18 protein-coding genes and 1 pseudogene are annotated in these 25,161 nt (G+C 56.0%); 13 read left to right on the top strand and 6 right to left on the bottom strand.

Going from position 1 to position 25,161, the window contains the following annotated elements:
• Positions 1-22 precede the first annotated feature (22 nt).
• From BK659_RS07920 to BK659_RS07905, 4 genes are all read right to left on the bottom strand, one after another.
• Positions 23-400, bottom strand: a complete 378-nt coding sequence (locus BK659_RS07920) for a response regulator (protein WP_123424527.1) — start codon at positions 398-400, stop codon at positions 23-25.
• A gap of 77 nt (positions 401-477) precedes the next feature.
• Complete coding sequence (locus BK659_RS07915) at positions 478-1,659, bottom strand: hybrid sensor histidine kinase/response regulator (protein WP_123424887.1); 1,182 nt, start codon at positions 1,657-1,659, stop codon at positions 478-480.
• Complete coding sequence (locus BK659_RS07910; RefSeq protein WP_404942517.1) at positions 1,649-2,467, bottom strand: CheR family methyltransferase; 819 nt, start codon at positions 2,465-2,467, stop codon at positions 1,649-1,651. The genes BK659_RS07915 and BK659_RS07910 overlap by 11 nt, the downstream gene beginning before the upstream one ends.
• A gap of 37 nt (positions 2,468-2,504) precedes the next feature.
• Complete coding sequence (locus tag BK659_RS07905; RefSeq protein WP_123424525.1) at positions 2,505-5,972, bottom strand: response regulator; 3,468 nt, start codon at positions 5,970-5,972, stop codon at positions 2,505-2,507.
• A gap of 261 nt (positions 5,973-6,233) precedes the next feature.
• Here BK659_RS07905 and BK659_RS07900 point away from each other — a divergent pair, with 261 nt between their 5' ends.
• Complete coding sequence (locus BK659_RS07900) at positions 6,234-6,590, top strand: response regulator (RefSeq protein WP_123424524.1); 357 nt, start codon at positions 6,234-6,236, stop codon at positions 6,588-6,590.
• Between the two features lie 214 nt (positions 6,591-6,804).
• Positions 6,805-10,719 carry a hypothetical protein gene (locus tag BK659_RS07895; protein WP_148050421.1) on the top strand — a complete coding sequence of 1,305 codons (3,915 nt, stop codon included), beginning with the start codon at positions 6,805-6,807 and terminating at the stop codon, positions 10,717-10,719.
• Positions 10,720-10,731: 12 nt separating this feature from the next.
• Here BK659_RS07895 and BK659_RS07890 read toward each other — a convergent pair whose 3' ends face one another.
• Positions 10,732-11,610, bottom strand: a complete 879-nt coding sequence (locus tag BK659_RS07890; RefSeq protein WP_123424522.1) for a GntR family transcriptional regulator — start codon at positions 11,608-11,610, stop codon at positions 10,732-10,734.
• Between the two features lie 154 nt (positions 11,611-11,764).
• Here BK659_RS07890 and BK659_RS07885 point away from each other — a divergent pair, with 154 nt between their 5' ends.
• The 11 genes from BK659_RS07885 (at position 11,765) to BK659_RS07835 (ending at position 24,735) form a co-directional block, all read left to right on the top strand.
• A complete protein-coding gene (locus tag BK659_RS07885; protein ID WP_123424521.1) occupies positions 11,765-13,048 on the top strand; it encodes a glycosyltransferase in 1,284 nt (427 codons plus the stop codon).
• Between the two features lie 189 nt (positions 13,049-13,237).
• Positions 13,238-14,092, top strand: coding sequence for a phosphatidylinositol-specific phospholipase C domain-containing protein (locus BK659_RS07880; protein ID WP_148050420.1), 855 nt, complete (start codon positions 13,238-13,240; stop codon positions 14,090-14,092).
• Between the two features lie 166 nt (positions 14,093-14,258).
• Positions 14,259-15,125 (top strand): phosphatidylinositol-specific phospholipase C domain-containing protein, encoded by an 867-nt coding sequence (locus tag BK659_RS07875; protein ID WP_123424519.1) that lies wholly within the window; start codon positions 14,259-14,261, stop codon positions 15,123-15,125.
• An 80-nt stretch (positions 15,126-15,205) separates the two neighbouring features.
• A complete protein-coding gene (locus BK659_RS07870; RefSeq protein ID WP_123424518.1) occupies positions 15,206-16,111 on the top strand; it encodes an AraC family transcriptional regulator in 906 nt (301 codons plus the stop codon).
• A 228-nt stretch (positions 16,112-16,339) separates the two neighbouring features.
• Positions 16,340-17,650, top strand: a complete 1,311-nt coding sequence (locus tag BK659_RS07865; protein WP_123424517.1) for an ABC transporter substrate-binding protein — start codon at positions 16,340-16,342, stop codon at positions 17,648-17,650.
• Positions 17,651-17,830: 180 nt separating this feature from the next.
• Positions 17,831-18,730, top strand: coding sequence for a carbohydrate ABC transporter permease (locus tag BK659_RS07860; protein ID WP_259740237.1), 900 nt, complete (start codon positions 17,831-17,833; stop codon positions 18,728-18,730).
• A gap of 8 nt (positions 18,731-18,738) precedes the next feature.
• Positions 18,739-19,569 carry a carbohydrate ABC transporter permease gene (locus tag BK659_RS07855; RefSeq protein ID WP_123424516.1) on the top strand — a complete coding sequence of 277 codons (831 nt, stop codon included), beginning with the start codon at positions 18,739-18,741 and terminating at the stop codon, positions 19,567-19,569.
• A gap of 103 nt (positions 19,570-19,672) precedes the next feature.
• Positions 19,673-20,776 carry an ABC transporter ATP-binding protein gene (locus tag BK659_RS07850; protein ID WP_123424515.1) on the top strand — a complete coding sequence of 368 codons (1,104 nt, stop codon included), beginning with the start codon at positions 19,673-19,675 and terminating at the stop codon, positions 20,774-20,776.
• Between the two features lie 15 nt (positions 20,777-20,791).
• The gene (locus BK659_RS07845) at positions 20,792-22,267 is read left to right on the top strand and encodes a mannitol dehydrogenase family protein (protein WP_123424514.1); all 1,476 of its coding nucleotides are present in this window, start codon (positions 20,792-20,794) and stop codon (positions 22,265-22,267) included.
• A gap of 14 nt (positions 22,268-22,281) precedes the next feature.
• Complete coding sequence (gene xylB, locus BK659_RS07840) at positions 22,282-23,784, top strand: xylulokinase (RefSeq protein WP_123424513.1); 1,503 nt, start codon at positions 22,282-22,284, stop codon at positions 23,782-23,784.
• Positions 23,785-23,790: 6 nt separating this feature from the next.
• Positions 23,791-24,735, top strand: coding sequence for a carbohydrate kinase family protein (locus tag BK659_RS07835; RefSeq protein WP_123424512.1), 945 nt, complete (start codon positions 23,791-23,793; stop codon positions 24,733-24,735).
• A gap of 123 nt (positions 24,736-24,858) precedes the next feature.
• On the opposite strand, the pseudogene BK659_RS07830 reads toward BK659_RS07835, so the two are convergent.
• Positions 24,859-24,957: pseudogene (locus tag BK659_RS07830) on the bottom strand (OprD family outer membrane porin); the annotation flags it as partial.
• Between the last annotated feature and the right edge of the window lie 204 nt (positions 24,958-25,161).

Genomic DNA, 25,161 nt, shown 5'->3' with positions numbered 1-25,161 from the left:
TCGGCAGCTCCTACGGGGGTATTTACGAAAGCATGTCCTGCATCAGTACCTGCAACTCATCAAGGTCGAACGGCTTGGCCAGGATCGGCGCTTTTTGCGCGATCGGGCTGCCAGACTCACGAATTTCCTGCGGGTAACCGCTGATGAAAATCACCTTGAGCTCCGGTCGCAACTTCACGGCGGGTTCGGCGATCTGTACCCCGGAGATGCCGCCGGGCAGACGGTAATCGGTGATCATCATGTCCAGGTGCGGTTTGCTGGCCAGAATTTCAAAGGCCTGTTCACCATCGACAGCCTGCAAAACCCGATAGCCTTCACCCGACAGATAGGCGACCAGTACCATCAGGATCGAGGGGTCATCTTCAACGATCAATACGACGTCTTGTGCATCTTCACTCATGGGAAGCCTTTGTTCGGTCAATAGCTGCAGATACGACCCTGCGGTCTTGCAGAGGTTGCGTTGCTTGGGCAGTTTTCCTACAGCGGTAGGCAAACACGAAATAACGAGCCTTGATTAATCTTGCTCTCAACCGTGATATATCCGCCATGGGCAGCGACGATCTGCTCGGAAATAAACAGCCCCAAGCCAAGTCCGGCTACCGCAGTTTTCGCCGATACACGCTCGAACTGCTGGAAAATTCGCTGCTGGTTTTCCTCGCTGATGCCAATCCCCTGGTCCCGGACCTCCACTCGCGCTTCGCCGTCCTGGCTATACACGTACACTTCAATCGGGTTCCTGGCGCCATAACGCAGGGCGTTGGTCAGCAAATTGCACACCACCTGCTCGATGCGGAACTCATCCCAATGGCCTTCCACCGGTTGCGGCGCGACAAACGTCACCGACGATTCGGCGGATTCCACCTGCGGCGCAAAATTCTGCAACAGGTTGCCCACCAATTGCGCCAGGTCAAACCGGCTGGGGCGGATGGACAACTTGCCCGTGCGAATCCGCGACACATCGAGCATGTCCTCGATCAAACGAATCAGGCTCTTGATCTGCCGCTCATCGCGATCGACCATCGCGTGCATCTTGTCCAGGGTAAACGCCGCGGCATTGTCCCGGGCCAAGTGCATCTTGCGCAGTTGGGTTTCGAGGATCAGCCCGTTCAACGGCGTACGCACCTCATGAGCGACGATCGACATGAAGTCATCGCGCATGCGCACAGCCTGCTCCAATTCGTTCTGGGTGGCCTGCAATTGCTTGAGTAACGCCTCCTGCTCACGGCGGCTTTTCTCCAGGGCCTCGACCTGCAGTTTCATCGCCTTGCGTTGTCGGTACAGGTCGACAAACACATTCACCTTGCTTTTCACCGCGTGAATATCCAGCGGTTTCTGCAGAAAGTCCACGGCACCGCTTTCGTAACCCTTGAAGGCGTAATTGCGCTCTCGTCCAGCAGCGCTGACGAAGATTATCGGAATGTTCCGGGTTTTCTCGGTACCGCGCATCAATTCGGCCAGTTCGAAGCCATTCATGCCGGGCATCTGCACATCGAGAATGGCAATGGCGAACTCGTGCTGCAGCAGCAATGACAAGGCTTCGTCTGCCGACAGCGCCTTGTACACCGTACGGTCTTCACGCTTGATCAGCGCTTCGAGAGCCAGCAGGTTCTCCGGCAGATCGTCGACGATCAGCAATTTGGCCTGGATATTACTCAGCATGCTTGCGGTAGATCCGTTCTTGTTTGACCAAAGGTTCGAATTGCTTGCCGTAGGTTGAGAACTCCAGGGTTTCCTTGCTTCCCAGCACCAGGAAACCACGGTGACAAAGCGACTCATGAAACAGCCCGAAGGCGCGATCCTGCAGCTTTTTATTGAAATAGATCAATACATTGCGACATGAAATTAATTGAGTTTCTGAAAAAACACTGTCGGTCGCCAGACTGTGATCGGCGAAGGTCACGTTCTCACGCAGGGTCTTGTCGAAAATCGCGTGGTCATACGCTGCCGTATAGTAGTCGGCGAACGAGCACTGGCCACCGGCCTGCTGGTAGTTATGGGTGTAGGCACGGATGTTCGCCAGCGAGAAAATCCCTTGTTTGGCCTTTTCCAGCGAACGCGGGTTGATATCAGTGGCGTAGATAATGGTGCGCTCCAGCAAGCCCTCTTCGCGCAGCAGAATCGCCATCGAATAGACCTCTTCGCCCGTGCTGCAACCGGCGATCCAGATCTTGATCGAGGGGTAAGTCTTGAGCAGCGGCACCACTTCCTGACGGATCGCCTGGAAGTGTGCAGGGTCGCGAAACATCTCGCTGACCGGAATCGTCAGCAGCTGCAGCAACTGCATGAACGCCGTCGGGTTGTGCAATACCCGCTCCTGTAGCGCGGAAATGGTCTTGCACTCGAACTGATGCAAGGCGTGATTGACCCGACGCTTGATCGAAGCGCCGGAGTAGTCACGAAAGTCATAGCTGTATTTGAGGTAGATCGCTTCGATCAGCAGCCTTAGCTCGATGTCAGGGTCTGTCATCAGTTATTTCCTGTGCCGCGCCGGCCCTGCGTTCCACTTAGATTCTTTCCATCTTCGGTAACCACACGCGAATCAGCGAGAACAGCCGGTCCAGGTCGATGGGCTTGGCCAGATAATCGTTGGAGCCCGCTTGCAGGCAGCGTTCCTGATCGTCCTTCATGGCCTTGGCCGTCACCGCGATGATCGGCAGTTTGCGCCAGCGCGGGTCCTTGCGGATCAAGGTGGTGGCTTCAAAACCATCCATTTCCGGCATCATCACGTCCATCAGCACCAGGTCGATGTCATCCACTTCATTGAGTTTCTCGATCGCTTCACGGCCGTTACGGCCAATCACCACGATGGCGCCCTTGTGCTCCAGTGCACTGGTCAGCGCGAAGATGTTGCGCACATCGTCGTCCACCAACAGCACCTTGCGACCTTCGAAGACCTTGTCGCGGCTGCGAGCAGTCTTGAGCATCCTTTGCCGTTCATGGGACAACCGCGATTCGACTTTGTGCAGAAAGAGTGTCACTTCATCGAGCAAGCGCTCTGGCGAACGCGCGCCCTTGATGATGATCGAGCGTGAATACTTGCGCAGATCCGCTTCTTCATCACGGGTCAGGTTGCGCCCGGTGTAGACGATCACTGGCGGGAACGAGCAGATGTCTTCGGTGGACATGCGCTTGAGCAAGTCATTGCCGAGCATGTCCGGCAGTTTCAGGTCGATGATCATGCAGTCATAAATAGTGTCGCGCAGCAGGTCCAGCGCCTCCTGGGCCAGGCCGACGGCGGTGATCTCGATGTCATCGTCACCGATCAGCCGGGCAATGCTGTCGCGTTGCAGGTCATCGTCTTCCACCAGCAGCACGCGTTTGACCTTTTGGGTCAATTTGGCTTCCAGTCGCGCGAACACATCCTTGAGCTCTTCGCGAGTCGTCGGCTTGAGCGCATAACCGATGGCGCCCATGTGCATGGCGGCTTCGACACGGTCCTCGACGGAAATCACATGGACCGGAATATGGCGGGTTTCGGCATGTTCCTTGAGACGCTGCAATACCGTCAGCCCGGAATGGTCCGGCAAGCGCATGTCCAGCAGGATCGCGTCCGGCATGAATTGTGTCGCCAGGTCGTAACCTTCATCGGCACCGTGAGCCACCAGGCATTGATAGCCCAGTTCGTGGGCCAGATCGAAGAGGATATGCGCAAAGTTCACTTCATCTTCCACCACCAGGATGCAGCGAGTGGTGAATGGCGCGTTGTCACGGTCATCGGCAAAGCGCGCAATGGCCACGTCGGTAATGGACGGTACGGGCGCGGCGCAAACCTTGGGTGCAGCGACGACTGACGCGATCTTCATCGGCTCAACAGGCTCATCGCCAGGTTCAACATACTGCTCGGGCATCACCAGCGTGAATGAACTGCCCTGCCCCGGTTCACTGATGACGCTGATCGAACCGCCGAGCAACGCCGCCAGGTCACGCGAGATCGACAAGCCCAGCCCCGAGCCCCCGTAACGACGGTTGGTGGTGCCATCGGCCTGACGGAAGGCCTCGAAAATACTTTCCTGCTGATCGCGGGCGATGCCGATACCCGAGTCACCGACAATAAAGGCAATGCCCGCGCCCGGATGCCGGGTGACGGTCAGGCTGACAGAGCCCTTCTCGGTAAATTTAACGGCATTCGACAGCAGGTTCTTGAGCACTTGCTCCAGACGCTGACGATCGGTGAACAGCATCAGCGGCGCATCCGACTGCAGTTCGACATTGAACGCCAGGTGTTTGTCCGCTGCCAGTGGTTCAATCATGTCGCGCAAGCCGTCCACCAGGCGCGCGACGCTGGTGTTTTCGGGGCGTATTTCAAGCTTGCCGGCCTCGACCTTGGAAATGTCGAGAATGTCGTTGATCAGGTTGAGCAGATCGTTGCCAGCCGAGTAAATCGACTCGGCGAACTTTACCTGCTCGGCACTGAGATTTTCGTGTGGGTTCTCTGCCAGCAACTTGGCAAGGATCAACGAACTGTTCAGTGGTGTGCGCAGTTCGTGGGACATATTGGCGAGGAATTCGGACTTGTACTTGCTCCGCTCCTCAAGTTGTACCTGGGCCAGGTTCAACTCCCCGTTCTTGCGATCCATCGCATCGCGCTGCTCGGCCAGGATTTGTGCTTGCTCGGCAAGCTGTTCGTTGGTCCGCTCAAGCTCGACCTGCTGGGTCTCCAGGTTCGCCTGGGAGTCTTTGAGAATCCGCGACTGCTCTTCCAGCTCTTCGTTGGCGCTCTTCAGTTCTTCTTGTTGCACCTGCAACTCTTCATTGAGTTGCTGGGTTTCGGCCAGCACTTCCTGCAACCGCTGACGATAGCGCGCCGCTTCGATGGAGGTGCCGATGTTCCCGGCAATCAACTCCAGCAGTTCGATATCACGCTCGGTCAGGACCCGCAGGAAACCCAGTTCGATCACGCCGTTGACCCGGCCGTCATCACTGACCGGCACCACCAGCACACTGCGCGGCGCTCCTTGACCCAACCCGGAGCTGACTTTGAAGTAGTCGACCGGCACTTCATCCAGACGAATCAACCGACCCTGTTGTGCCGCCTGGCCGGTAATGCCCTCACCGCTGTAGATCGCTTGCTCGCGCTCTTCCTGCTCACGGGAGAAGCCGTAAGAAGCTATGCGCGTGAGGCCGCCGTGCTCTTCTTTCAGATACATCGCGCCGACGGCGGTGCCCAGGTACTGCGCGCAGAATTGCAGAATATTGCGACCCAGCAAGTTCAGCGTCAGTTGCCCCAGCACCTGTTCCGCCAACTCGGTCTGGCCGTTGCGCAGCCAGGCTTGCTGCTCCAGACGTTGCGCGCTCTTGCGTTGCTCGGCGAGGTTGACACTGTGGCTTTTCGACAGGCTGAGCAGATCGCGCCGACCGACATAGGCCAATAAACCACTGACACCGACAACAAACAGCAAATACAGGGAAATGGTCCAGATCGTCGTGCGGCGAACGTCTTCGTTGCGAGTGGTGCGCAACTGTTGCTCTATGTCGATGACATCTTCGTACTGCTTGCGGATTTCATCGGTCAGCCGCTTACCCCGGCCAGACTTCACGGCAGCCCGGTAATCACCGCCGCTGCGCTGCAAATCGATCATTCGCTGCGCGTAATCGTTCCACTCGACCTGCAAAGCCTCGAGCCTGCGCAGGCGATCGACCTGTGGCGGGTTATCGGCCGTCAGTTCCTGCAAGGTCTTGAGCGCGGCAAGGATTCTCGGTTTGGCCGTTTCATAGGGATCGAGAAAATGCTCGTCACCGGACAGCAAAAAACCACGCATCCCGGTTTCCAGGTCGACCGTCAGCCTTACCGCTTCGTTGGCGTTATTGATCACCCGGTCCGTGTGCTCGACCCACCGGTTTACCGAGAACAGATAGGTGATCAAGGAGACGAAAAATACTGCGCTAAGCACGCCCACACCCAGCGGCAAACTGATGTTGCGGCTCAGGACGTTGCGAAAACGTTGCTCATCAGCCGAAGACGAAGAAGTCATTAGGTGGCCTTGGTGAACGGTTGTAGATGAAGGAGTTTGCCCCATAACCGCGTCAGGGATCTATTTTTCTGGCGCCTGCGCCGACGATATCCGGCAGCGCTCTACACTGACTCTAGAACAATGGTTCTGCTGGCGACTCCTGTACAGTGGTTCTCTTTTGTACAGCGTCGGGAGCTTGTCAGGGCCCACCACTGACTGATGCAAGAGCCCGGTATTTTCGAACGACCGGTGACCGAACACCTACCGTTGAGAGCCACGCCTATGTCCGCCACAGCGCCCACCATCCTTGTAGTCGAAGACGACGCCATCGTGCGCATGCTGATTGTCGACGTGCTGGAAGAACTGGAGTTCAAGGTGCTTGAGGCCGACAGTGGCAAAGCAGCCCTCGCCCTGATCAACGATAGCGCGCAAATCATCGATCTGCTGATGACCGATGTGGGATTGCCGGAAATGGATGGCCGAGAGCTCGCCGCTCAGACGCGCGTGCTGCGCCCGGCGTTGCCGATTCTGTTTGCCAGTGGTTATGCCGAAAGCATCGAGGTGCCTGAAGGCATGTCTGTGATTGGCAAGCCGTTCTCGATTGATCAATTGCGCGACAAGATTCGCGGCATGCTCTAACAGCATTTCCTGGATAACTGTCTGAATGTAATCTTGCACAGGTTTTACTATTTTATTACATAGGCAACGCTTGCCATTTCAGCGCGACTGCACGCTGAGAGATTGCCTCCGCCTAACGACAGAAATACGGACTTATATATAGTAACTTGCTTATTCCTGAGCAACATAGAAGTATTTCACTCTCAACTTACCATACTAAAAAATGGACTTTTTTGTGAGTGAAATCTTCAAACAAATTTATCGCACTGAAGCATATGACTCTGCCAATGCGGATGCGGCCGACATCAAATACAAAAAGCAGGGAAATAGCGATCGCCTTGAGCACCGACAAATCATTGAGGAGCTGAAAGTCAAGACGAACGGAAAGTCGGAAAAAAAATACGACAATCTGAAGGTCGACTGGAATCAATCCAACATCCCCTTGATCGGCGGATCGTCACTGCATGAAGCCCATGAACCCGGCGTAGTGATGATGGCGAGAATGATAGTAAAACCAGCATTTATAAGCATTTGCGAACAGTTGGGGCTTACTGAAAAGTGTTCGCGGGTAGAGAGTAGCGGTCAAATCCTTTCGCTTCGAAAGCGTCGCTGGGAGAATATTACAGAGTGGGTCAAGCGTGATCCCGATCTGGACAATGATTTACGGGTCATAGCCGACATCGCAGCAACCACTGGAGGTCTGGTAGATCAGATCGGGTTCACGGGGATTACACATTGGCTTGGTTTTCATGAGTACAACGTGCCGGAAACCATTGCGCAGACGAAAAACCTGATCCGCTTTATGGAAATGGCGCCACCCTCGTCTCCAGCACTGGGTACCTATTGGGAAATACTGACAGCAGCCCAAAATATGCCACTGTCCCTGACGGCCTCGCAACGACAGCACATTCGCACTTTGTATTCAGACTACCTGCAAGACTCGAAAAAGCTGCTCGATCATTTACAGCAAAAGCTCTTTGGCAATCAGCCCTTTAAACCTTCACGATCCGAGATCGATGATGTTTTAGAAATGTTGCTCTCCGGCTACGAGTCTCACTCCTTGTCCAGAGCCATCATTGATGAGCTTGGCTGGTATGGTTCTGAACCTGGTCAAACAGCGTCGGATGAGTATCTCCAGCAAGTTATGGTGACGGCCATTCTATTAGACCTTCACCCGGAAATAGGAGAAGAGACATCTGGAAAGCATGTCGCGGGCTACGACATTTACTCACCTGAAAACGTTGAGAAATCCCTTTCCACCGTTCACTCCGAGCTGGAAAGACACCTCATTGACAACCTTAAAGTATCCAGTGCTACTGCCCCATTGGCCTCGCACCTATTGTTGGCGGGCATCGCACCCGAGTTTCTCGTCAAGGACCTGCCTGAGTCCCTTCTGCTGGGCTCTATCGACTGGGTCACCTTGCGCCGGGCAGTTGCACTCGCGGAGTTGAACGCGCCAGGATCCTCACGCTTGATGACCTACTCGCAAATACTGGAATTCGTAGAGATCGATCCTGTCAACAAACAGCTGGAGCTTCTGCACAGCCTGACAACCCTGGACCCTATCCTCGACTGGGCGTTAATCAACGGCATTGTGAGTGCCGATGCTGTAAACCAACCTGACACAAACACTTCGGCTAAAGCTGTTTTAGCCTATGAGCAATACATTGCTGTATACGCTCATACGGCGCATGTGCTGTCTACTCCCCTGCCCACCAGAAAAGATGTTGCACTTGAAGTACTTAAGACTTTTGTACCCGAGTGCGACTTCCTCGAAAAAGAAATAATTTTTCACAAGAATGTTCATTCCGACTCAAAATTCAATCTCCTCCTGCCGGGCGCCCTCCTGGACAACCTACTCTTTAGTGACTCGTCATATTTAGCCATGTCCCTGGTGGAATTATATATGTCCCACGACCTTGTCAGTGACACTTGGGACCGAGCCAACGCCACAAGTATTTATAAAACATTTCCAAAGTTGAGCACACTGCATCCGGTCAAAGAAGTATTTTCCGACAATTTCGACACCCTATACAACGACTTCAAGAACGCCTTCGTCGAAAACATAAAACTGTTCCTTTCATCAGTACCCTATGAGGATCGAGTCAGCTTCCAATGCGGCGACGTCAGTTTTTATACAATTCGCCACTCTGTAGCGGTAGAGAATAATAGTTCGGCAAACTCGGTCGGGTTGTCACACATAGGAACGCAACGTCCAGTCCTTATGGAAAACCAAAGGGACAAGGATGCAGCGACTGGCCGTTATGGCGTCGTGATGTGTTCATACTATCAGGGGAAAGTCAGTTGTTATGAGGTGTTTACCCTGCAACGCCAATATCGAAAGAATAATGACCTGGCAAGGCTGATCGTCGAATCTGGAACCTATCACGCGCCTTCAAGACTGGCATTTACCGGTAATCCGCAAGCGTATAGCAAGCCTGTAACGCCTCTCAACTTGCCTATTGATGTTGAGTGTTACACGCTTGGCGTCGCGCCGCGCGAAGGTATTTCGAGTACAGCTGTCATAGAAAAACTCGGTGTACTGCCAACCGCCGCGCCTTCGGACAAGAGCCAGCGCAGTGCCTATCAGAGTTATCACCATAACAAACAACTTGGTGCTATCGCGAGGTTCATCGAAACACATCGACCGCTGGCCACTTATGAAGAACTGAAACACCAGGCGTGGGGGCAAACCAAGCTGGAGTTGGAACGTGAACAGATCAACAAGGGTAGGCAGATCGCATTTAATATATTGGTTCCGTTCAAAGCATGCATTGAGGATATTTTGTCAGACGATACGGAGCGACAGTCTGAAGGGGCGCTTGCGTGCACGCTGGAAGCCGCCACGTTGATCTTCGTGGTCATCGCCGCTGCCGGAAAAATTGCAAGTATTGCAACAAAGTCCATATCGGCGGCATCAAAAGCTGCCAGCATGGCAAGAGTCGGTCTCACTTTAGGTGTCTCTGTTCTCAACCCGTTGGATGGCGTTCCACAGTTGCTTTATGGCGGTGCAAAACTGTTGAAACGAGGCGCCTTACGATTGGGTAAGTACGGATTGGAAGCAATGGACACCGCTACCTTCCAGCTACGCAGGCTTACCGGCAGCGCACAATCCTATGATTTGATCAAAGCAGCCAATCGCACTGATACCGTACGCGGCACAATACGAACGCTGGGAGACTCCGGAAGCGATGTCGTGGTGTGGGCAACTCGCGAGAACAATCAGTTCTATGCCTTAAATACAACGTATCGAGACTTGCGAGGCGGCATCTTGAAAGAATTTCGAATCAGCGATGATTTACTGCACGTACCGCTGCTCGGTAAAGTGGTCCCTAAAAGCTACGCAAAAACCATCATCGCGAGCGGCATCCCTATCGGGAATCGCAAGGTTGATTTCGCCATTGAGGCCTTAAACAAATCAGTCATCGATAGTGATAGCAAATTTTTGTTAAAGGCATTCTTTGGCTCTGACTCCAACGACGTGACCGAGTGGTTTCTGAATGGACTCAACTCCATAAAAGAAGACTACAAAAAATTATCGACCCGCAATATTGCCATTGAAAGCCTTGGCGATAAAAATGTAATGGGTGGGCTTTACACCAATCGTTACAAGGCGTGGCAGGCAGCGACAACAGCAGATGGCGTGCACGAAAAGTTCATTCAGTTTGACCCGGCTTCATTGAATAACTATTACCGGCACTCGAAATACGATAACAGCCGGATTGGTGACTTGATGAATCATGAGCTGTCCCATGGCCGCCAGGGCACACAGGACTTTATTTACGCGGACATCTCCCACATCGACAAGGGGAACCCAGGTAGCACTGAAATATCCCAACTGCTCAATCTGGGTAAAGGTCCTGATTTTGTCGATTTTTCCGGAACGAACCGGTTTCGAGGTGCGGACCTCAACAAACTTCGCAACCCGCCCATTGGAGAAGATGCAGGTACCATCTGGAGTTTTCTGGATGAGGCTCCAGGCATGCTCAACGCTGACTCCCAATCGACAGTCATATCGCTGCTGAGCCAAGCCAAAACGAATCCTCCGGCCTTTAGAAAAAACCTTCGCGCACTGCGCGAAGCGTTGAATCAAGCTAATGGAAAACGCATAACAGGACCCGTTCGGCTGGGTCTGGGACAAGGGGCGTGAAGCCTTTGAGCTTCAGTCCCTCTTGCTCAATTCATTGAGCGTACTCGCCACCTTCAAGTGCCGATAAAGCAGGGTCGACGCCCACTCCCGGTCACCCTGCTCCAGCGCTTCGATGATCTGCAAGTGTTCGCGGCACGATGTTTTCACCCGCTCCAGATTAGACACCGTGTGAAATTCGGTCAGGCGCCGGAGGCGGTTCTGTTGCTGCACGGCCTGCAGAATGAACGAATTGCCGGATGCCAGCGCCAGCAGCTCATGAAACTCAGCATTGGCTTCGAAAAAGCTCAGGCTGTCGGGAGCCCCCTCAAGTAACGCCTGTTGCTTCTCGCGGCAGCACTGCAGCCGCTCACGAGTCAGTTTGAAGGTCGGCTCCAATAACCCGGCCGGCTCCAGCAACATGCGAAAACGGTAACTTTCGAAGCGCTTTTCTGCTGAGCTCAAGGTCGGCAGGAACATCCAGCCATGCCCATGCTTGCGCTGCATCACGCCTTCATCGGACAAGCGCAGCAAGCAGCGGCGCAGCACCGCCTTACTGGCCCCGTAACGCCTTAGCAAATCACTTTCCATGACCTGATCCGGCAAGGCCTGCGCCAGACGATCGTCTATCAAGCGCTGATACAGTTCTTCATCTTCCCCTACCGGCAAGCTGACTTTATCCGGACCGATACTGAGCGGCGACTCCAAAACGCAAAAACCCTGATGGGGCAACCTCCCTACCAGGTCTTTGGTCGCCAGATACATCAATGCGCCCCGAATCGGCGAGCGGGACACGCCAAAACGCTCGGCCAGCTCCACCTCCTTGAGGTGACTACCAGGCGCCAGTTCGCCGGACTGGATCGCCGCAAGAATCTGCGCCGCTACTTTTACCTGCAGGGTGGTGGGTTCAGTCATTCCATTAGTCCTTGAATCAGCGCCAAGACGCTAACGCAAGACCGCACAAACTTCCAGCCAATACGCCCTCCGTCCTCAGGTATTACCGTCACTGTGGTTTAATTGTGCCCTTTTCGTTTGCCCTTCGACCCGCCCGCCTCCAAGGAATCGCTTTATGAGTCAGCCTGCAACCAAAGTCCTGGTCATTGGTTACGTCTGGCCCGAACCGCGCTCTTCTGCAGCCAGCGGTCACGTGATGCAAATCCTTGAAACGTTTTTGCAGGAAGGCTGGGACATCACGTTCAGCAGCCCGGCCGGTGTCGGTGAGCACAAGGCAGACCTGGCTGAGCTGGGTATTCGTGAAGTCTCCATCGAGCTGAACAACAGCAGTTTCGATGCATTCATCAGTGAGCTTGCCCCCGATATTGTGCTGTTCGATCAGTTCATGATGGAAGAGCAGTTCGGTTGGCGTGTCGAGAAACACTGCCCTGGCGCATTACGCGTACTTGAGACCTCTGATCTGCAAAGCTTGCGACATGCCCGGCACCAACGGCTCAAGGAGCGCTTGAAGGCCAGTGACGACGCCAATGACTTCAGCACGTTGTTCGCCCCGGCGTTGCGTGAAGAGTTCGAACTCATGGCCGATACCGATCTGGCCAAGCGCGAAATTGCCGCGTTGTACCGCTGTGACCTGAACTTGATGATTTCGCAGGTGGAAATCGAATTGCTGGTGGAACAGTTCAAACTGCCACGCCAGTTGCTGCACTGGTGTCCGCTGATGATCGACCCGATCACTCAGTCGTTCACACCGTTCGAAGACCGCGCGCACTTCCTCAGCATCGGCAATTTCCGCCACGCCCCTAACTGGGATGCGGTGCTCTGGATGAAAACCACGCTCTGGCCACTGATTCGTCAGCAACTCCCGGGGGCGCAGTTGCATATATACGGCGCCTACACACCGCCCAAGGCCACCGCCTTGCACAATCCAGCGCAAGGCTTTCACGTAATGAACTGGGCCGAAGACGCGCTGCAAGTGATGTCCAGCGCACGGATCTGCCTGGCACCCTTGCGTTTTGGCGCGGGCATCAAAGGCAAAATTATCGACGCGATGCTCTGCGGCACGCCAAACGTCACCACGCCTGTGGGTGCCGAAGGCATGCACGGCGGTTTACCTTGGGCTGGCGCGATAGCCACGTCGGCCAGCGCCATGGCACACGCCGCTGTTGAGCTTTATTCAGACAGGACCTGTTGGGAACAGGCTCAGCAGGCCGGTACACAATTACTGACCACCCATTATCAAAGGAACACTCATGGTCCTGCACTGGTGGATCGACTCAATAGTTGTCGTCTGAATCTGGAGCAACTACGGCGCGATAATTTTATCGGAAGCATGCTGCGCCACCATCATCATAAAAGCACTCAATACATGGCGCAGTGGATTGAAGCGAAAAACCGTTAACACCGAGGCACGTATAACAATATCAATACATCACGACAACTTTCCGATACCGAGAAGAACTCTTTCCTGGCATGTCAAGTCATTGCCTATTTAAACGTCCCACCTTATAAATACCCGCAACTCGCTTGCGCACTTCAGCGCAAAGCGACTGGCCACCCAACCTATTTATAATCTGGACTTTTAATAAACATGACTAACGCACATTATCGCGCCACCCGTAACTGGATGAGTTCCTCACCCGGTATCGACACATTGACCCTTGGCCAAATCATCTGGCCAGGCGCTCATAATTCGGGGATGGACTGGCGCCTTCCCCAACCTTTATACGACTCCGTGATATCGAACTGGATCTTGTGCCAGAACCAGGATTTCCTCTGGCAATTGAGGAACGGTGCCAGGGCCCTGGACCTCAGGTTTGTCAACGCTCAATCAGGTTTCAGGACATTCCATGGACACGTTCTTGGCCGGTCCCTGAAGGAACTTGTCTCAGCCGTGAATGCCTTTCTGAATGAAAATCCGGATGAATTCATTATTCTCGACCTTCATCAACTCGAAGGGACTGGAGACGTCAACTTCGACTACAAAAGCTTCAATCAAGCGTTACTATCAGGGTTAGAGTCCAGACTTGTCCCTTGGGAGAATCGACACCACACCGTGCAACAGCTGAAAACAAACAAGCGGCGACGCGTGGTTGTTGCCGCCTCTTATCACCCTGATCTTGATGGGCGTTATTTCTGGGCTGGCATACACCATGAGTGGGCGGGTGAGGCAATCGTTAATACCGCTGACATCAGTCGGCATATTGGAAATGTACTGAAGGCCCCCCCAATGAATTCGCCGTGGTCGTTATCCGTCACGAGCTATATCCCGCTCAAAGGTCCTGCAAAACTGACGAAAGAGCTTAACGACTGGTTCTTTCCCGGCGGCGGGCTTATTGAGTACGCGAGTATTATCAATGTTGATTTTTTCGATGAAAGCGAGATCGTAGCATACTGTGCAATGGCGACCGATCGCGTTGCCGAAAATCAAGCCCTGCGCCGATAATTACCAAAAGTATTCCGTACCCTGCCATAGCCATTCTTGAGCAAATATTTCAGCGCCTTGAAGTAACGTAATGCGCTGCTACCCTTCCAAGTACTTTAATCACAAAACATTTCGACACTCTCCCTTCACGGATGACAGGAGGGAGTTTAATAAACAGGGAGTAACCATGCCGCAAATGATTAATGGACACATCAACAAGCAGGGCTGGATGGGTGAAGTACTTAATATTCAGTTCATGAAGCTCACTGACATTATCTGGCCCAGCGCGCACAACTGCGGCATGGATAAAAAAGCCCCCAATTACGAGGTCGTTATCGGTAACTGGACCACCTGCCAGAACGATTCCTTTGGCTGGCAGCTATCCAACGGGGCACGGGTGTTCGACATCCGCCTGGGATACAGGCGCGGTAGTGATCAGGATATTTTCTACTTCCATCACAACGGGCATCAGTCCCACCGGGTGCTGGAGGAACTGATAGACGCTGTCTTGAGTTTTCTCGCGCAACACTCAACCGAGTTCATCATTCTTGATTTTCACGCATTGGGTGACGGTGACAAACCGTTCAACTTCAAAGCCTTCAATGATCTACTGATACGCAGACTCGGCCCCAGAATCATTCCACTCTCGAACATGGAAAAGTCTATCGGTGAACTTAAACGCATCAGTGATTTACAAAGAATTGTCATGAGGGCGCCCGCTTCACGGGATCTCGACGAGGACTATTTCGGGTACAAGATCCCGCACAAATGGAATGTAACCACATTCACCGATGCTGACGATCTGAAAACACACATAACCAGCACACTGAATAGCGTCTATCCCGCCTCTTACCTGTGGTCCTTATCGGCAACCAGTTTTACGTTTCTGGGCGGCCCCATCGACATAAAGAACCATATCAATGACTGGTTTCATTCATCCCGCGACTGGATTACGCGGTGCAGCATCATTAATACCGATTTCATCGATGAGTCCGAGATTGTGCGCTACTGCTGGGTTGGCAGCAGCATGAAAGGCGCCTACATCAGAGGCTGATGGAAATACGCCCAAAGGCTGGTGCCAGGCCACGCTAAAGAGGCATGATCAGGGCGCAATAACAATAAAAGTGCCCAGAGATGACCCGAGCAGCCAGAGTCACCGACCCTTCCTACGAATTGATGGACGACCACAACGGGTTGTCCATCATCTATCGCCAGCACGGTTTTCCTTGCCCGCTGGTGCGCTGGCATTTCCATAAGGAATACGAGCTGCACCTGATTGTCGCAAGCTCGGGCAAGGTGTTCATTGGCGACTACATTGGCAACTTCTATCCCGAAACCCTGTTTCTGACGGGTCCCAACCTGCCCCACAACTGGATCAGCCAGGTCGCCGAAGACGAAGTGGTGCCCAAGCGAGACATGCTGGTGAACTTCACCGACGAGCTGTTCGACAGCGGCCATCAGGTGTTTGCCGAACTCAAGAGCCTGACGCCACTGCTGGAGCGCGCGCAGTACGGCATCGAATTTCGCTGTAAACACACAATCCGCCAGGCCATGGACTTGATGCAGCGGATTGCCGACTCCAAAGGCGTCACCCGCCTCGGGTACTTTTTCATTCTGCTGGAGCTGTTGGTTGCCTGCGACGATTACCAGTTGCTGTCCGGGGCCACCACGCCACAGCTGGCCGACGAACATAACATCGACCGCACCAACCGGGCAGTGGATTACATCTTTGCCCACTACGCTCGCGAACTGCCGCTGGAAGAAGTCGCCGAGTATCTGGGCATGAAGCCGACCTATTTCTCCCGGGTTTTCAAGCAGGCCACCGGGCGTTGTTTTGTCGAGTTCGTCAATCGCTTGCGCATCAGCAAATCCTGCGAGTTGCTGGCCGATGGCGATAAACCGGTGACCGATGTGTGTTTCGAGTCTGGCTTCAACAATATTTCCAACTTCAACCGGCGCTTTCAGCAACTCAAAGGCATGACCCCTTCCCATTACCGTCGGCTGGCGGTGCAGCGTTTGACTGAGCAAAATCTCGGTTAGCCCAAGAGATCGCAGCCTTCGGCAGCTCCTACAGAGGACTGCCCGCGTAGGAGCTGCCGAAGGCTGCGATCTTTTATGTGCAAAATAGTATCAGTACCCGTGCTACCAACGATTTGTCATTGCGTGTTTTGAAGGCTGTAATCAGCCTCAGATTCTTCCTACCTCCGGAAGACACAAAAACAACAACTGTCCTTCTGCTGCCCCCTGGGTTCAGAAGAGGAGTGCGCGATGAAACCCTCTGTAAAAGCTCTGCTTGCCTGCACCTGCTTGACCCTCAGCGGCGTCAGTCTTGGCGCACAAACCCTGACCATTGCCACCGTCAACAACAGCGACATGATCCGCATGCAAAAGCTCTCGAAAACCTTCGAGGCCGAGCACCCGGAGATCAAGCTCAATTGGGTGGTACTGGAAGAAAACGTCCTGCGTCAACGCCTGACCACTGACATCGCCACCCAGGGCGGCCAGTTCGATGTGCTGACTATCGGCATGTACGAAGCCGCACTCTGGGGCGCCAAGGGTTGGCTCGAACCGATGAAAGATCTACCTGCCAGTTACGCCCTCGACGACGTATTCCCCTCGGTGCGTGAAGGTCTGTCGGTCAAGGGCACGCTCTACGCCCTGCCGTTCTACGCCGAAAGCTCCATGACCTATTACCGCACCGACCTGTTCAAGGACGCAGGCCTTGCCATGCCCGAGCATCCTACCTGGGAGCAGATCGGTGAATTCGCCGGCAAACTCAACAAACCCGATCAGGAGCAGTACGGTATCTGCCTGCGCGGCAAGGCCGGTTGGGGGGAGAACATGGCATTGATCACCACCATCGCCAATGCCTATGGCGCACGCTGGTTCGATGAGAAGTGGCAGCCGGAATTCAGCGGTCCGGAGTGGAAGAATGCGCTGAACTTCTACGCCGACACTATGAAAAAATCCGGCCCGCCCGGTGCTTCCAGCAACGGTTTCAACGAAAACCTCGCACTGTTCAATAGCGGCAAGTGCGCGATCTGGGTCGACGCCAGCGTCGCAGGCTCGTTCGTCACCGACAAAACCCAAAGCAAGGTCAGCGACCATGTCGGCTTCACCTACGCGCCCCATCAAGTGACCGACAAAGGCTCGGCCTGGTTGTACTCCTGGGCGCTGGCGATCCCCGCCAGTTCCAAAGCCAAGGACGCGGCGAAAACCTTCAGCGCCTGGGCCACATCCAAAGAGTACGGCGCACTGGTGGCCGAGAAGGACGGCATCGCCAACGTACCGCCTGGCACCCGCGCCTCGACCTACAGCGAGGCCTACATGAGCGCCGCGCCGTTCGCCAAAGTCACGCTGGAGTCACTGAAAGTTGCCGACCCGAGCAAGCCAACCCTCAAACCGGTGCCCTACATCGGTATCCAATTGGTGACCATTCCTGAGTTCCAGGCGGTTGGCACCCAGGTCGGCAAGCTGTTCTCTGCTGCGCTGATCGGCCAGACCACGGTCGACCAGGCGCTGGCGGCCGCCCAGCAAACCACCGAACGTGAAATGAAGCGCGCGGGTTATCCCAAATAACCCTGCAACCCGCTCCTGCCTTCTGTGGGAGCGAGCTTGCTCGCGATGACGGCCTCCCATTCAACATTGTGGGTGACTGATACATCGCCATCGCGAGCAAGCTCGCTCCCACATTAGATCGTCATAGATCTACTTGAAACGGTTTTGATCGCCATGAATATTTCAACTGCTAAAGCTCACATGGTCATTCCCCAACCGCTGCGTAAAAGCCAACTGGCCAACCCTGGCTGGTTTCTGGTCAGCCCTTCGGTGGCCTTATTGCTGCTATGGATGATCGTGCCGCTGGGTATGACCCTGTACTTTTCGCTGATCCGCTACAACCTGCTCTACCCCGGCGACAATGCGTTCGTGGGGCTGGAGAACTTCAGCTACTTCCTGACCGACTCGGGCTTCCTGCCGGGTGCCACCAACACCTTATTACTGGTCGGCAGCGTGCTGTTGATCAGCGTGGTGTTCGGGGTACTGATCAGCGCCCTGCTGGAAGCCAGTGAGTTTCTCGGCCGCGGTATCGTGCGGGTGATGTTGATCTCGCCGTTCTTCATCATGCCCACCGTCGGTGCGCTGATCTGGAAGAACCTGATCTTCCATCCGGTCTCGGGGATTCTCGCTGCCGTGTGGAAGCTCTTCGGCGCTCAACCCGTGGACTGGCTCGCCCACTACCCGCTGCTGTCGATCATCATCATTGTCTCGTGGCAATGGCTGCCCTTCGCGATCCTGATCCTGATGACCGCCATGCAGTCGCTCGACCAGGAACAGAAAGAGGCGGCACGCCTGGATGGCGCGGGGCCGATCGCGATCTTCTGGCACCTGACCTTGCCCCACCTGGCACGGCCGATTGCCGTGGTGGTAATGATCGAAACCATCTTCCTGCTCTCGGTATTCGCCGAAATCTTCACCACCACCAACGGCGGCCCCGGCTACGCCTCGACCAACCTCGCCTACCTGATCTACAACCAGGCACTGGTGCAGTTCGACGTCGGCATGGCCTCGGCCGGTGGCTTGATCGCGGTGGTGATTGCCAACATCGCGGCGATCATCCTGGTGCGGATGCTCGGCAAAAACCTGACTGACAAAGCCTGAGGCCTGCCATGACTCTTCAACAATCCCGTCGTTTGCACAGCCTGTTGCTCGGCACCCTGGCCTGGGCCATCGCGATCCTGATTTTCTTCCCGATCTTCTGGATGGTGCTGACCAGTTTCAAAACCGAAATCGATGCGTTCGCCACGCCGCCGCAGTTCATCTTCACACCGACGCTGGAAAACTACCTGCACATCGAGGAGCGCAGCGGCTACTTCAGCTTCGCCTGGAACTCGGTGGTGATTTCGTTCAGTGCTACGGCTCTGTGCCTGCTGATCGCGGTGCCGGCGGCGTATTCCATGGCCTTCTACGAAACCCAGCGCACCAAAGGCACGCTGCTGTGGATGCTCTCGACCAAAATGCTGCCACCAGTGGGCGTGCTGATGCCGATCTACCTGCTGGCCAAGAGTTTCGGCCTGCTCGATACCCGGATCGCGCTGATCATCATCTACACGCTGATCAACCTGCCGATTGTGGTCTGGATGATTTACACCTACTTCAAGGACATTCCCAAGGACATCCTCGAAGCCGCCCGTCTCGACGGCGCCACCCTGTGGCAGGAAATGGTCCGGGTACTGCTGCCGATTGCCAAGGGCGGCCTGGCGTCGACCGTGTTGCTGTCACTGATCCTGTGCTGGAACGAGGCCTTCTGGTCGCTGAACCTGACCTCGTCGAAAGCTGCGCCGCTGACCGCGTTGATCGCCTCGTACTCAAGTCCCGAAGGGTTGTTCTGGGCCAAGTTGTCGGCGGTCTCGACACTGGCTTGCGCACCGATTCTGATCTTCGGCTGGATCAGTCAAAAGCAACTTGTGCGCGGCCTGTCTTTTGGCGCCGTGAAATGAATCAAAAGATCGTCCGAACGCGGCCCGAACCTTCGGCAGCTCCTACGAGGGCTCACGCGATTTTTTGATCTTGAACCTTAACAATTAAAAGCGGAGGCCCGTCATGGCCCACCTGAAAATCAAGAATCTGCAAAAAGGTTTCGAAGGCTTTTCCATCATCAAAGGTATCGACCTTGAAGTGAACGACCGCGAGTTCGTGGTCTTCGTCGGTCCGTCCGGCTGCGGTAAATCGACCCTGTTGCGGTTGATTGCCGGGCTTGAAGAAGTCACCGCTGGCACCATCGAACTGGACGGGCGCGACATCACCGAAGTCAGCCCGGCCAAGCGTGACCTGGCGATGGTGTTCCAGACTTACGCCTTGTATCCACACATGAGCGTGCGCAAAAACATGTCTTTCGCCCTCGACCTGGCCGGCGTGAACAAGGCTGAGGTGGAGAAAAAGGTCAACGAAGCGGCGCGTATTCTCGAACTCGGGCCGATGCTCGAACGCAAGCCGAAACAGCTCTCCGGTGGCCAGCGTCAGCGCGTAGCGATCGGCCGAGCGATTGTGCGCAACCCGAAAATTTTCCTGTTCGACGAACCACTGTCCAACCTCGACGCCGCCCTGCGGGTACAGATGCGCCTGGAACTGGCGCGACTGCATAAAGAGCTGCAAGCGACGATGATCTACGTGACCCACGACCAGGTTGAAGCCATGACCCTGGCCGACAAAGTCGTGGTGCTCAACGGTGGCCGGATCGAACAGGTTGGCTCGCCGCTGGAGCTCTATCACCAGCCAGCCAACCTGTTTGTCGCAGGCTTTCTCGGCACCCCGAAAATGGGCTTTCTCAAGGGCGAGGTCAGCCGCGTCGATCGCCAAAGCTGTGAAGTCCGGCTCGATGCCGGGACGCGCATCAGCCTGCCGCTGAGCGGCGCCAACCTCAACGTCGGTGGCGCGGTGACGCTGGGTATTCGCCCGGAACACCTGAACCTCGCGCAACCCGGCGACTGCACCTTGCAGGTCACCGCCGATGTCAGCGAACGCTTGGGCAGCGATACTTTCTGCCACGTCCTGACCGCCTCCGGTGAAGCCCTGACCATGCGTATTCGCGGTGATCTGGCGAGCCGTTATGGCGAGCAACTGAGTCTGCATCTGGACGCCGAACACTGCCACTTATTCGATGCCAACGGGGTGGCCGTGGCCAGACCGCTGCGCGCCGCTGCCTGATTGCCGAGACCCGACATGAAATTGAACAAACCCAACCTCACCCGCCTGGCACCTGAAGTGGCGCTGCCCGCCTACGCCCTGAGCGCTACCCGCCACGGCATCGCCCACATCGGCGTCGGCGGTTTCCATCGCGCCCATCAGGCCTATTACACCGATGCCTTGATGAACTTGGGCGAAGGTCTGGACTGGAGCATTTGCGGCGTTGGCCTGCGCGCCGAAGACCGCCGCGCCCGGGACGACCTGGCCGGCCAGGACTACCTGTTCACCCTGTTTGAACTGGGCGATACCGATGACACTCAGGTCCGGGTCATCGGCGCCATCAGCGACATGCTGCTGGCCGAAGACGGCACTCAGGTGCTGATCGATAAACTCGCCAGTCCGGACATACGCATCGTCTCGCTGACCATCACCGAGGGTGGTTACTGCATTGACGACAGCAGCGGCGAGTTCATGGCCCAGCTGCCACAGATCCAGCATGACCTGGCGCACCCAAACAGTCCGAAAACCGTGTTCGGCTTCCTCTGCGCAGCCCTGGCCAAACGTCGTGCCGCCGGCATTTCAGCGTTTACCTTGATGTCCTGCGATAACCTGCCGCACAACGGCGCGGTCACCCGCAAGGCCCTGCTGGCCTTCGCCGCGCTGCGCGATGCCGATCTGCGGGACTGGATCGCCGCAAACGTCAGCTTCCCCAACGCCATGGTCGACCGCATCACCCCGATAACCAGCTCGGCTCACCGCTTGCAACTGCACGACGAGCACGGCATTGACGATGCCTGGCCAGTGGTCTGTGAACCCTTTGTGCAATGGGTGCTGGAAGACAACTTCGTCAACGGCCGCCCGGCCTGGGAAAAGGTCGGCGTGCAGTTCACCGATGACGTCACGCCCTATGAAGAGATGAAAATCAAACTGCTCAATGGCAGCCACCTGGCCCTGACTTATCTGGGTTTCCTCAAGGGCTATCGCTTCGTCCACGAGGCCATGAACGATCCGCTGTTCGTGCGTTACATGCGTGCCTACATGGACCTCGACGTAACGCCACAATTGGCACCCGTACCGGGCATCGACCTGACACAGTACAAAAACACTCTGGTCGAGCGTTTCTCCAATCAGGCGATTGCCGATCAACTGGAGCGCGTTTGCTCCGATGGCTCGTCGAAGTTTCCCAAGTTCATCGTGCCGACTATCAACCGCTTGATTGCCGATGGACGCGATACCAGGCGTGCGGCGTTGGTGGTGGCGGCGTGGGCGATCTACTTGAAGGGCGTGGATGAGAACGGCAATGCCTATTCGATTCCCGATCCACGAGCGGAATTCTGTCAGGCGTTGGTCGTCGATGATCCGTTGATCACTCAGCGGTTGCTGGAGGTTGAGGAGATCTTTGGTACGGCGATCCCCCACTCTGCGGAGTTTGTTGCAGCGTTCGAGTGGTGCTGTAACAGCTTGCGTGAACACGGCGTGACGCGGACGCTGGAGCGGGTGTTGGCAGACTGATCGAAGGACTCTCCATGGCAAACCAACAATTATTCCTCGGCATCGACTGCGGCACCCAAGGCACCAAAGCACTGATCCTCGACGCGCGCAGCGGTAAAGTCCTCGGTCAGGGCGCTGCCGCCCATAGCCTGATCAGCGGCGCCAACGGCTGTCGTGAACAAGACCCCGCCCAATGGCTCGAGGCGTTAACGCTCGCCACTCGCCAGGCCTTGCTGGCCGCCAACATCAGCGGTCTGGAGATTCTCGGCATCGGTGTCTCGGGCCAGCAACATGGCCTGGTCCTGCTCGATGAACAAGGCCAGGTCCTGCGCCCGGCCAAGCTCTGGTGCGACACCGAAACCACCGCAGAAAACCAGCGGTTGCTGGCCCATCTGGGCGGCGAAAGCGGCTCGTTGGAACGCCTCGGCGTGGCCATCGCACCGGGCTATACCGTGTCCAAACTGTTGTGGACCCAAGAGCAGCATCCGCAGATTTTCGCCCGCATCGCGCACATTCTGTTGCCCCACGACTACCTCAACTATTGGCTGACCGGGCGCTACTGCAGCGAGTTCGGCGACGCTTCTGGCACCGGTTATTTCAATGTGCGCACCCGCCAATGGGACGTACAACTGCTGCGCGACATCGACCCCAGCGGACGCCTGCAAGCGGCGCTGCCTGAGTTGCTGGAGGCACATCAGGCGGTCGGCACGATTTTGCCGAGCATCGCCGAACGGTTGGGCATTAACCCAAAGGCGCTGGTCGCCAGCGGTGGTGGCGACAACATGATGGGCGCCCTCGGCACCGGCAATATTCAGCCCGGCGCAATCACCATGAGCCTGGGGTCTTCGGGCACCGTGTATGCCTACGCCGAACAGCCCAAGGTCAGCCCGGATGCGTCAGTCGCGACCTTCTGTTCCTCCAGCGGTGGCTGGTTGCCGTTGATTTGCACGATGAATCTGACCAACGCCACCGGTGTGGTTCGTGAGCTGTTCGCGCTGGACCTCTCGCAGTTCAACAGGTGTATCGAGCAGTCGCCGATTGGCGCCGAAGGTGTGTGCATGTTGCCGTTCCTCAATGGCGAGCGCGTTCCCAACCTGCCCCATGCCACCGGTAGCCTGTTGGGGCTGAACATGACTAACCTGACCCGGGCCAACCTCTGCCGCGCAGTAGTCGAAGGCACCACCTTCGGTTTGCGTTATGGTCTGGACCTGCTGCGCCACAACGGATTGCAAAGCCGCAGCATTCGCCTCACCGGTGGCGGCTCGAAAAGCCCGGTGTGGCGGCAGATGGTCGCGGACATCATGAACACCCCGGTGGTCTGCACCGAACACGGCGAGGCCGCGGCACTCGGCGCAGCGATTCAGGCCGCGTGGTGCGAATCCGGGGCCGGGACCCAGCAAAGTCTGTTGGCCTTGTGCGAACGCTGTGTCAGCCTCGACCCCAGCAGCGAAACCCAACCTGTCGCAGCGAATGCAGCGGCCTACCAACAGGCCTATGAGCGCTATCGACAACAGGTCGCAACCCTTTTTAAAGAGTGAACAACTATGTATCTGGTGTGTGGCGAAGCGCTGTTCGATTTCTTCAGCGAAAACGAGGCCAGCGGTCAGGCTTCAAAAGTGAATTACAAGGCGATTGCCGGCGGATCACCCTTCAATGTGGCGGTCGGCTTGCGCCGCTTGGGTGTGGACGCGGCGCTGTTCGCCGGGCTGTCCACCGATTACCTCGGCCGTCGCTTGCAACAAGTGCTGGCGGATGAAGGGGTACGCCCGGATTACCTGCTGGACGTCGATGCACCGACCACCCTGGCAATGGTCGAGGTCGGTGCCAACGGCTCGCCGCACTACAGCTTTCGCGGTGAAGGCTGCGCTGATCGTCAGCTCACACTGGCCCATCTGCCGGAGTTGAACGAGCAAGTACGCGGGCTGCACATCGGCTCGTTCTCGCTGGTGGTGCAACCGATTGCCGACACGCTGCTGGCGCTGGTGCGCCGGGAAAGCGGCAAACGCCTGATCAGCCTCGACCCGAACGTGCGGCTCAATCCCGAGCCGAACATCGAGTTGTGGCGTTCACGTATCGCAGAGCTGGTAGAACTTGCCGATCTGATCAAGGTCAGCGATGAAGACTTGAGCCTGCTGTATCCGGACCGCGACCCGCAAAGCGTGATCGACGGCTGGCTGGAGCATCGCTGCCAACTGGTGTTCCTGACCCGTGGCGGCCAAGGCGCGACGGTGTTCAGCCGTCGCCACGGCAGCTGGTCTGCGCCGGCGACCCCGGTGGTGATCGCCGACACCGTCGGTGCCGGCGATACCTTCCAGGCCGCGCTGATTACCTGGCTGACCGAACAGCAGCTCGACTCGGTAGAAGGCGTGCAGCAGCTGAGTCGTGAGCAGATCGATTCGATGCTCAAGTTTGCAGTGCAAGCTGCGGCGCTGACCTGCAGCAAGACCGGGCCGGATTTGCCGTATCGGCATCAGTTGGAAATGCGCTGAATGTGAGGGCCTCATCGCGAGCAAGCTCGCTCCCACAATGGATCTTTGTGTGATGCAAATTCTGCATACGACTCAGATCCCCCTGTGGGAGCGAGCTTGCTCGCGATGGCATTCTGTCAGGCGCTACAGGATCGAAAAGTTGTAACTCACAATCAACCGGGTCTCATCCACATCCCGGGCGAACTTCTCGTAATTGGTCCGGTACGTCGCGTTGCGCAGCCGCGGTTACGGAGGGTAATTGCCAATGGTGGCATATGGCTGCTAGCCGAGACAGACAACTTTAGTCTGAAAATGACTGCCTGTTTCTACTCGCGGTAGGTAGCCGATGCTCCTTAACGGCATTACATTGATTGCCAAACGTCCCGATTTCATTGACCTAAACCTTGTAAATAGGGGTTTTCCCGATGCCCATCACTGCCATCGCCT

Source organism: Pseudomonas brassicacearum (genome assembly GCF_003732225.1).
In the GTDB taxonomy this organism is placed as follows: Bacteria; Pseudomonadota; Gammaproteobacteria; order Pseudomonadales; family Pseudomonadaceae; genus Aquipseudomonas; species Aquipseudomonas brassicacearum_E.
Note: the sequence above shows the minus strand (reverse complement) of the source record. Positions and strands in the feature narration are given on the sequence as shown.

Bases quoted from the DNA above. Each gene is read 5' to 3' on its own strand.
- BK659_RS07910 (WP_404942517.1), bottom strand. From the start codon at position 2,467: ATGACAGACCCTGACATCGAGCTAAGGCTGCTGATCGAAGCGATCTAC.
- BK659_RS07875 (WP_123424519.1), top strand. From the start codon at position 14,259: ATGCCGCAAATGATTAATGGACACATCAACAAGCAGGGCTGGATGGGT.
- BK659_RS07880 (WP_148050420.1), top strand. From the start codon at position 13,238: ATGACTAACGCACATTATCGCGCCACCCGTAACTGGATGAGTTCCTCA.
- BK659_RS07850 (WP_123424515.1), top strand. From the start codon at position 19,673: ATGGCCCACCTGAAAATCAAGAATCTGCAAAAAGGTTTCGAAGGCTTT.
- BK659_RS07870 (WP_123424518.1), top strand. From the start codon at position 15,206: ATGACCCGAGCAGCCAGAGTCACCGACCCTTCCTACGAATTGATGGAC.
- BK659_RS07900 (WP_123424524.1), top strand. From the start codon at position 6,234: ATGTCCGCCACAGCGCCCACCATCCTTGTAGTCGAAGACGACGCCATC.
- BK659_RS07890 (WP_123424522.1), bottom strand. From the start codon at position 11,610: ATGACTGAACCCACCACCCTGCAGGTAAAAGTAGCGGCGCAGATTCTT.
- BK659_RS07885 (WP_123424521.1), top strand. From the start codon at position 11,765: ATGAGTCAGCCTGCAACCAAAGTCCTGGTCATTGGTTACGTCTGGCCC.
- BK659_RS07915 (WP_123424887.1), bottom strand. From the start codon at position 1,659: ATGCTGAGTAATATCCAGGCCAAATTGCTGATCGTCGACGATCTGCCG.
- BK659_RS07905 (WP_123424525.1), bottom strand. From the start codon at position 5,972: ATGACTTCTTCGTCTTCGGCTGATGAGCAACGTTTTCGCAACGTCCTG.
- xylB (WP_123424513.1), top strand. From the start codon at position 22,282: ATGGCAAACCAACAATTATTCCTCGGCATCGACTGCGGCACCCAAGGC.
- BK659_RS07865 (WP_123424517.1), top strand. From the start codon at position 16,340: ATGAAACCCTCTGTAAAAGCTCTGCTTGCCTGCACCTGCTTGACCCTC.
- BK659_RS07860 (WP_259740237.1), top strand. From the start codon at position 17,831: ATGGTCATTCCCCAACCGCTGCGTAAAAGCCAACTGGCCAACCCTGGC.
- BK659_RS07835 (WP_123424512.1), top strand. From the start codon at position 23,791: ATGTATCTGGTGTGTGGCGAAGCGCTGTTCGATTTCTTCAGCGAAAAC.
- BK659_RS07845 (WP_123424514.1), top strand. From the start codon at position 20,792: ATGAAATTGAACAAACCCAACCTCACCCGCCTGGCACCTGAAGTGGCG.
- BK659_RS07855 (WP_123424516.1), top strand. From the start codon at position 18,739: ATGACTCTTCAACAATCCCGTCGTTTGCACAGCCTGTTGCTCGGCACC.
- BK659_RS07920 (WP_123424527.1), bottom strand. From the start codon at position 400: ATGAGTGAAGATGCACAAGACGTCGTATTGATCGTTGAAGATGACCCC.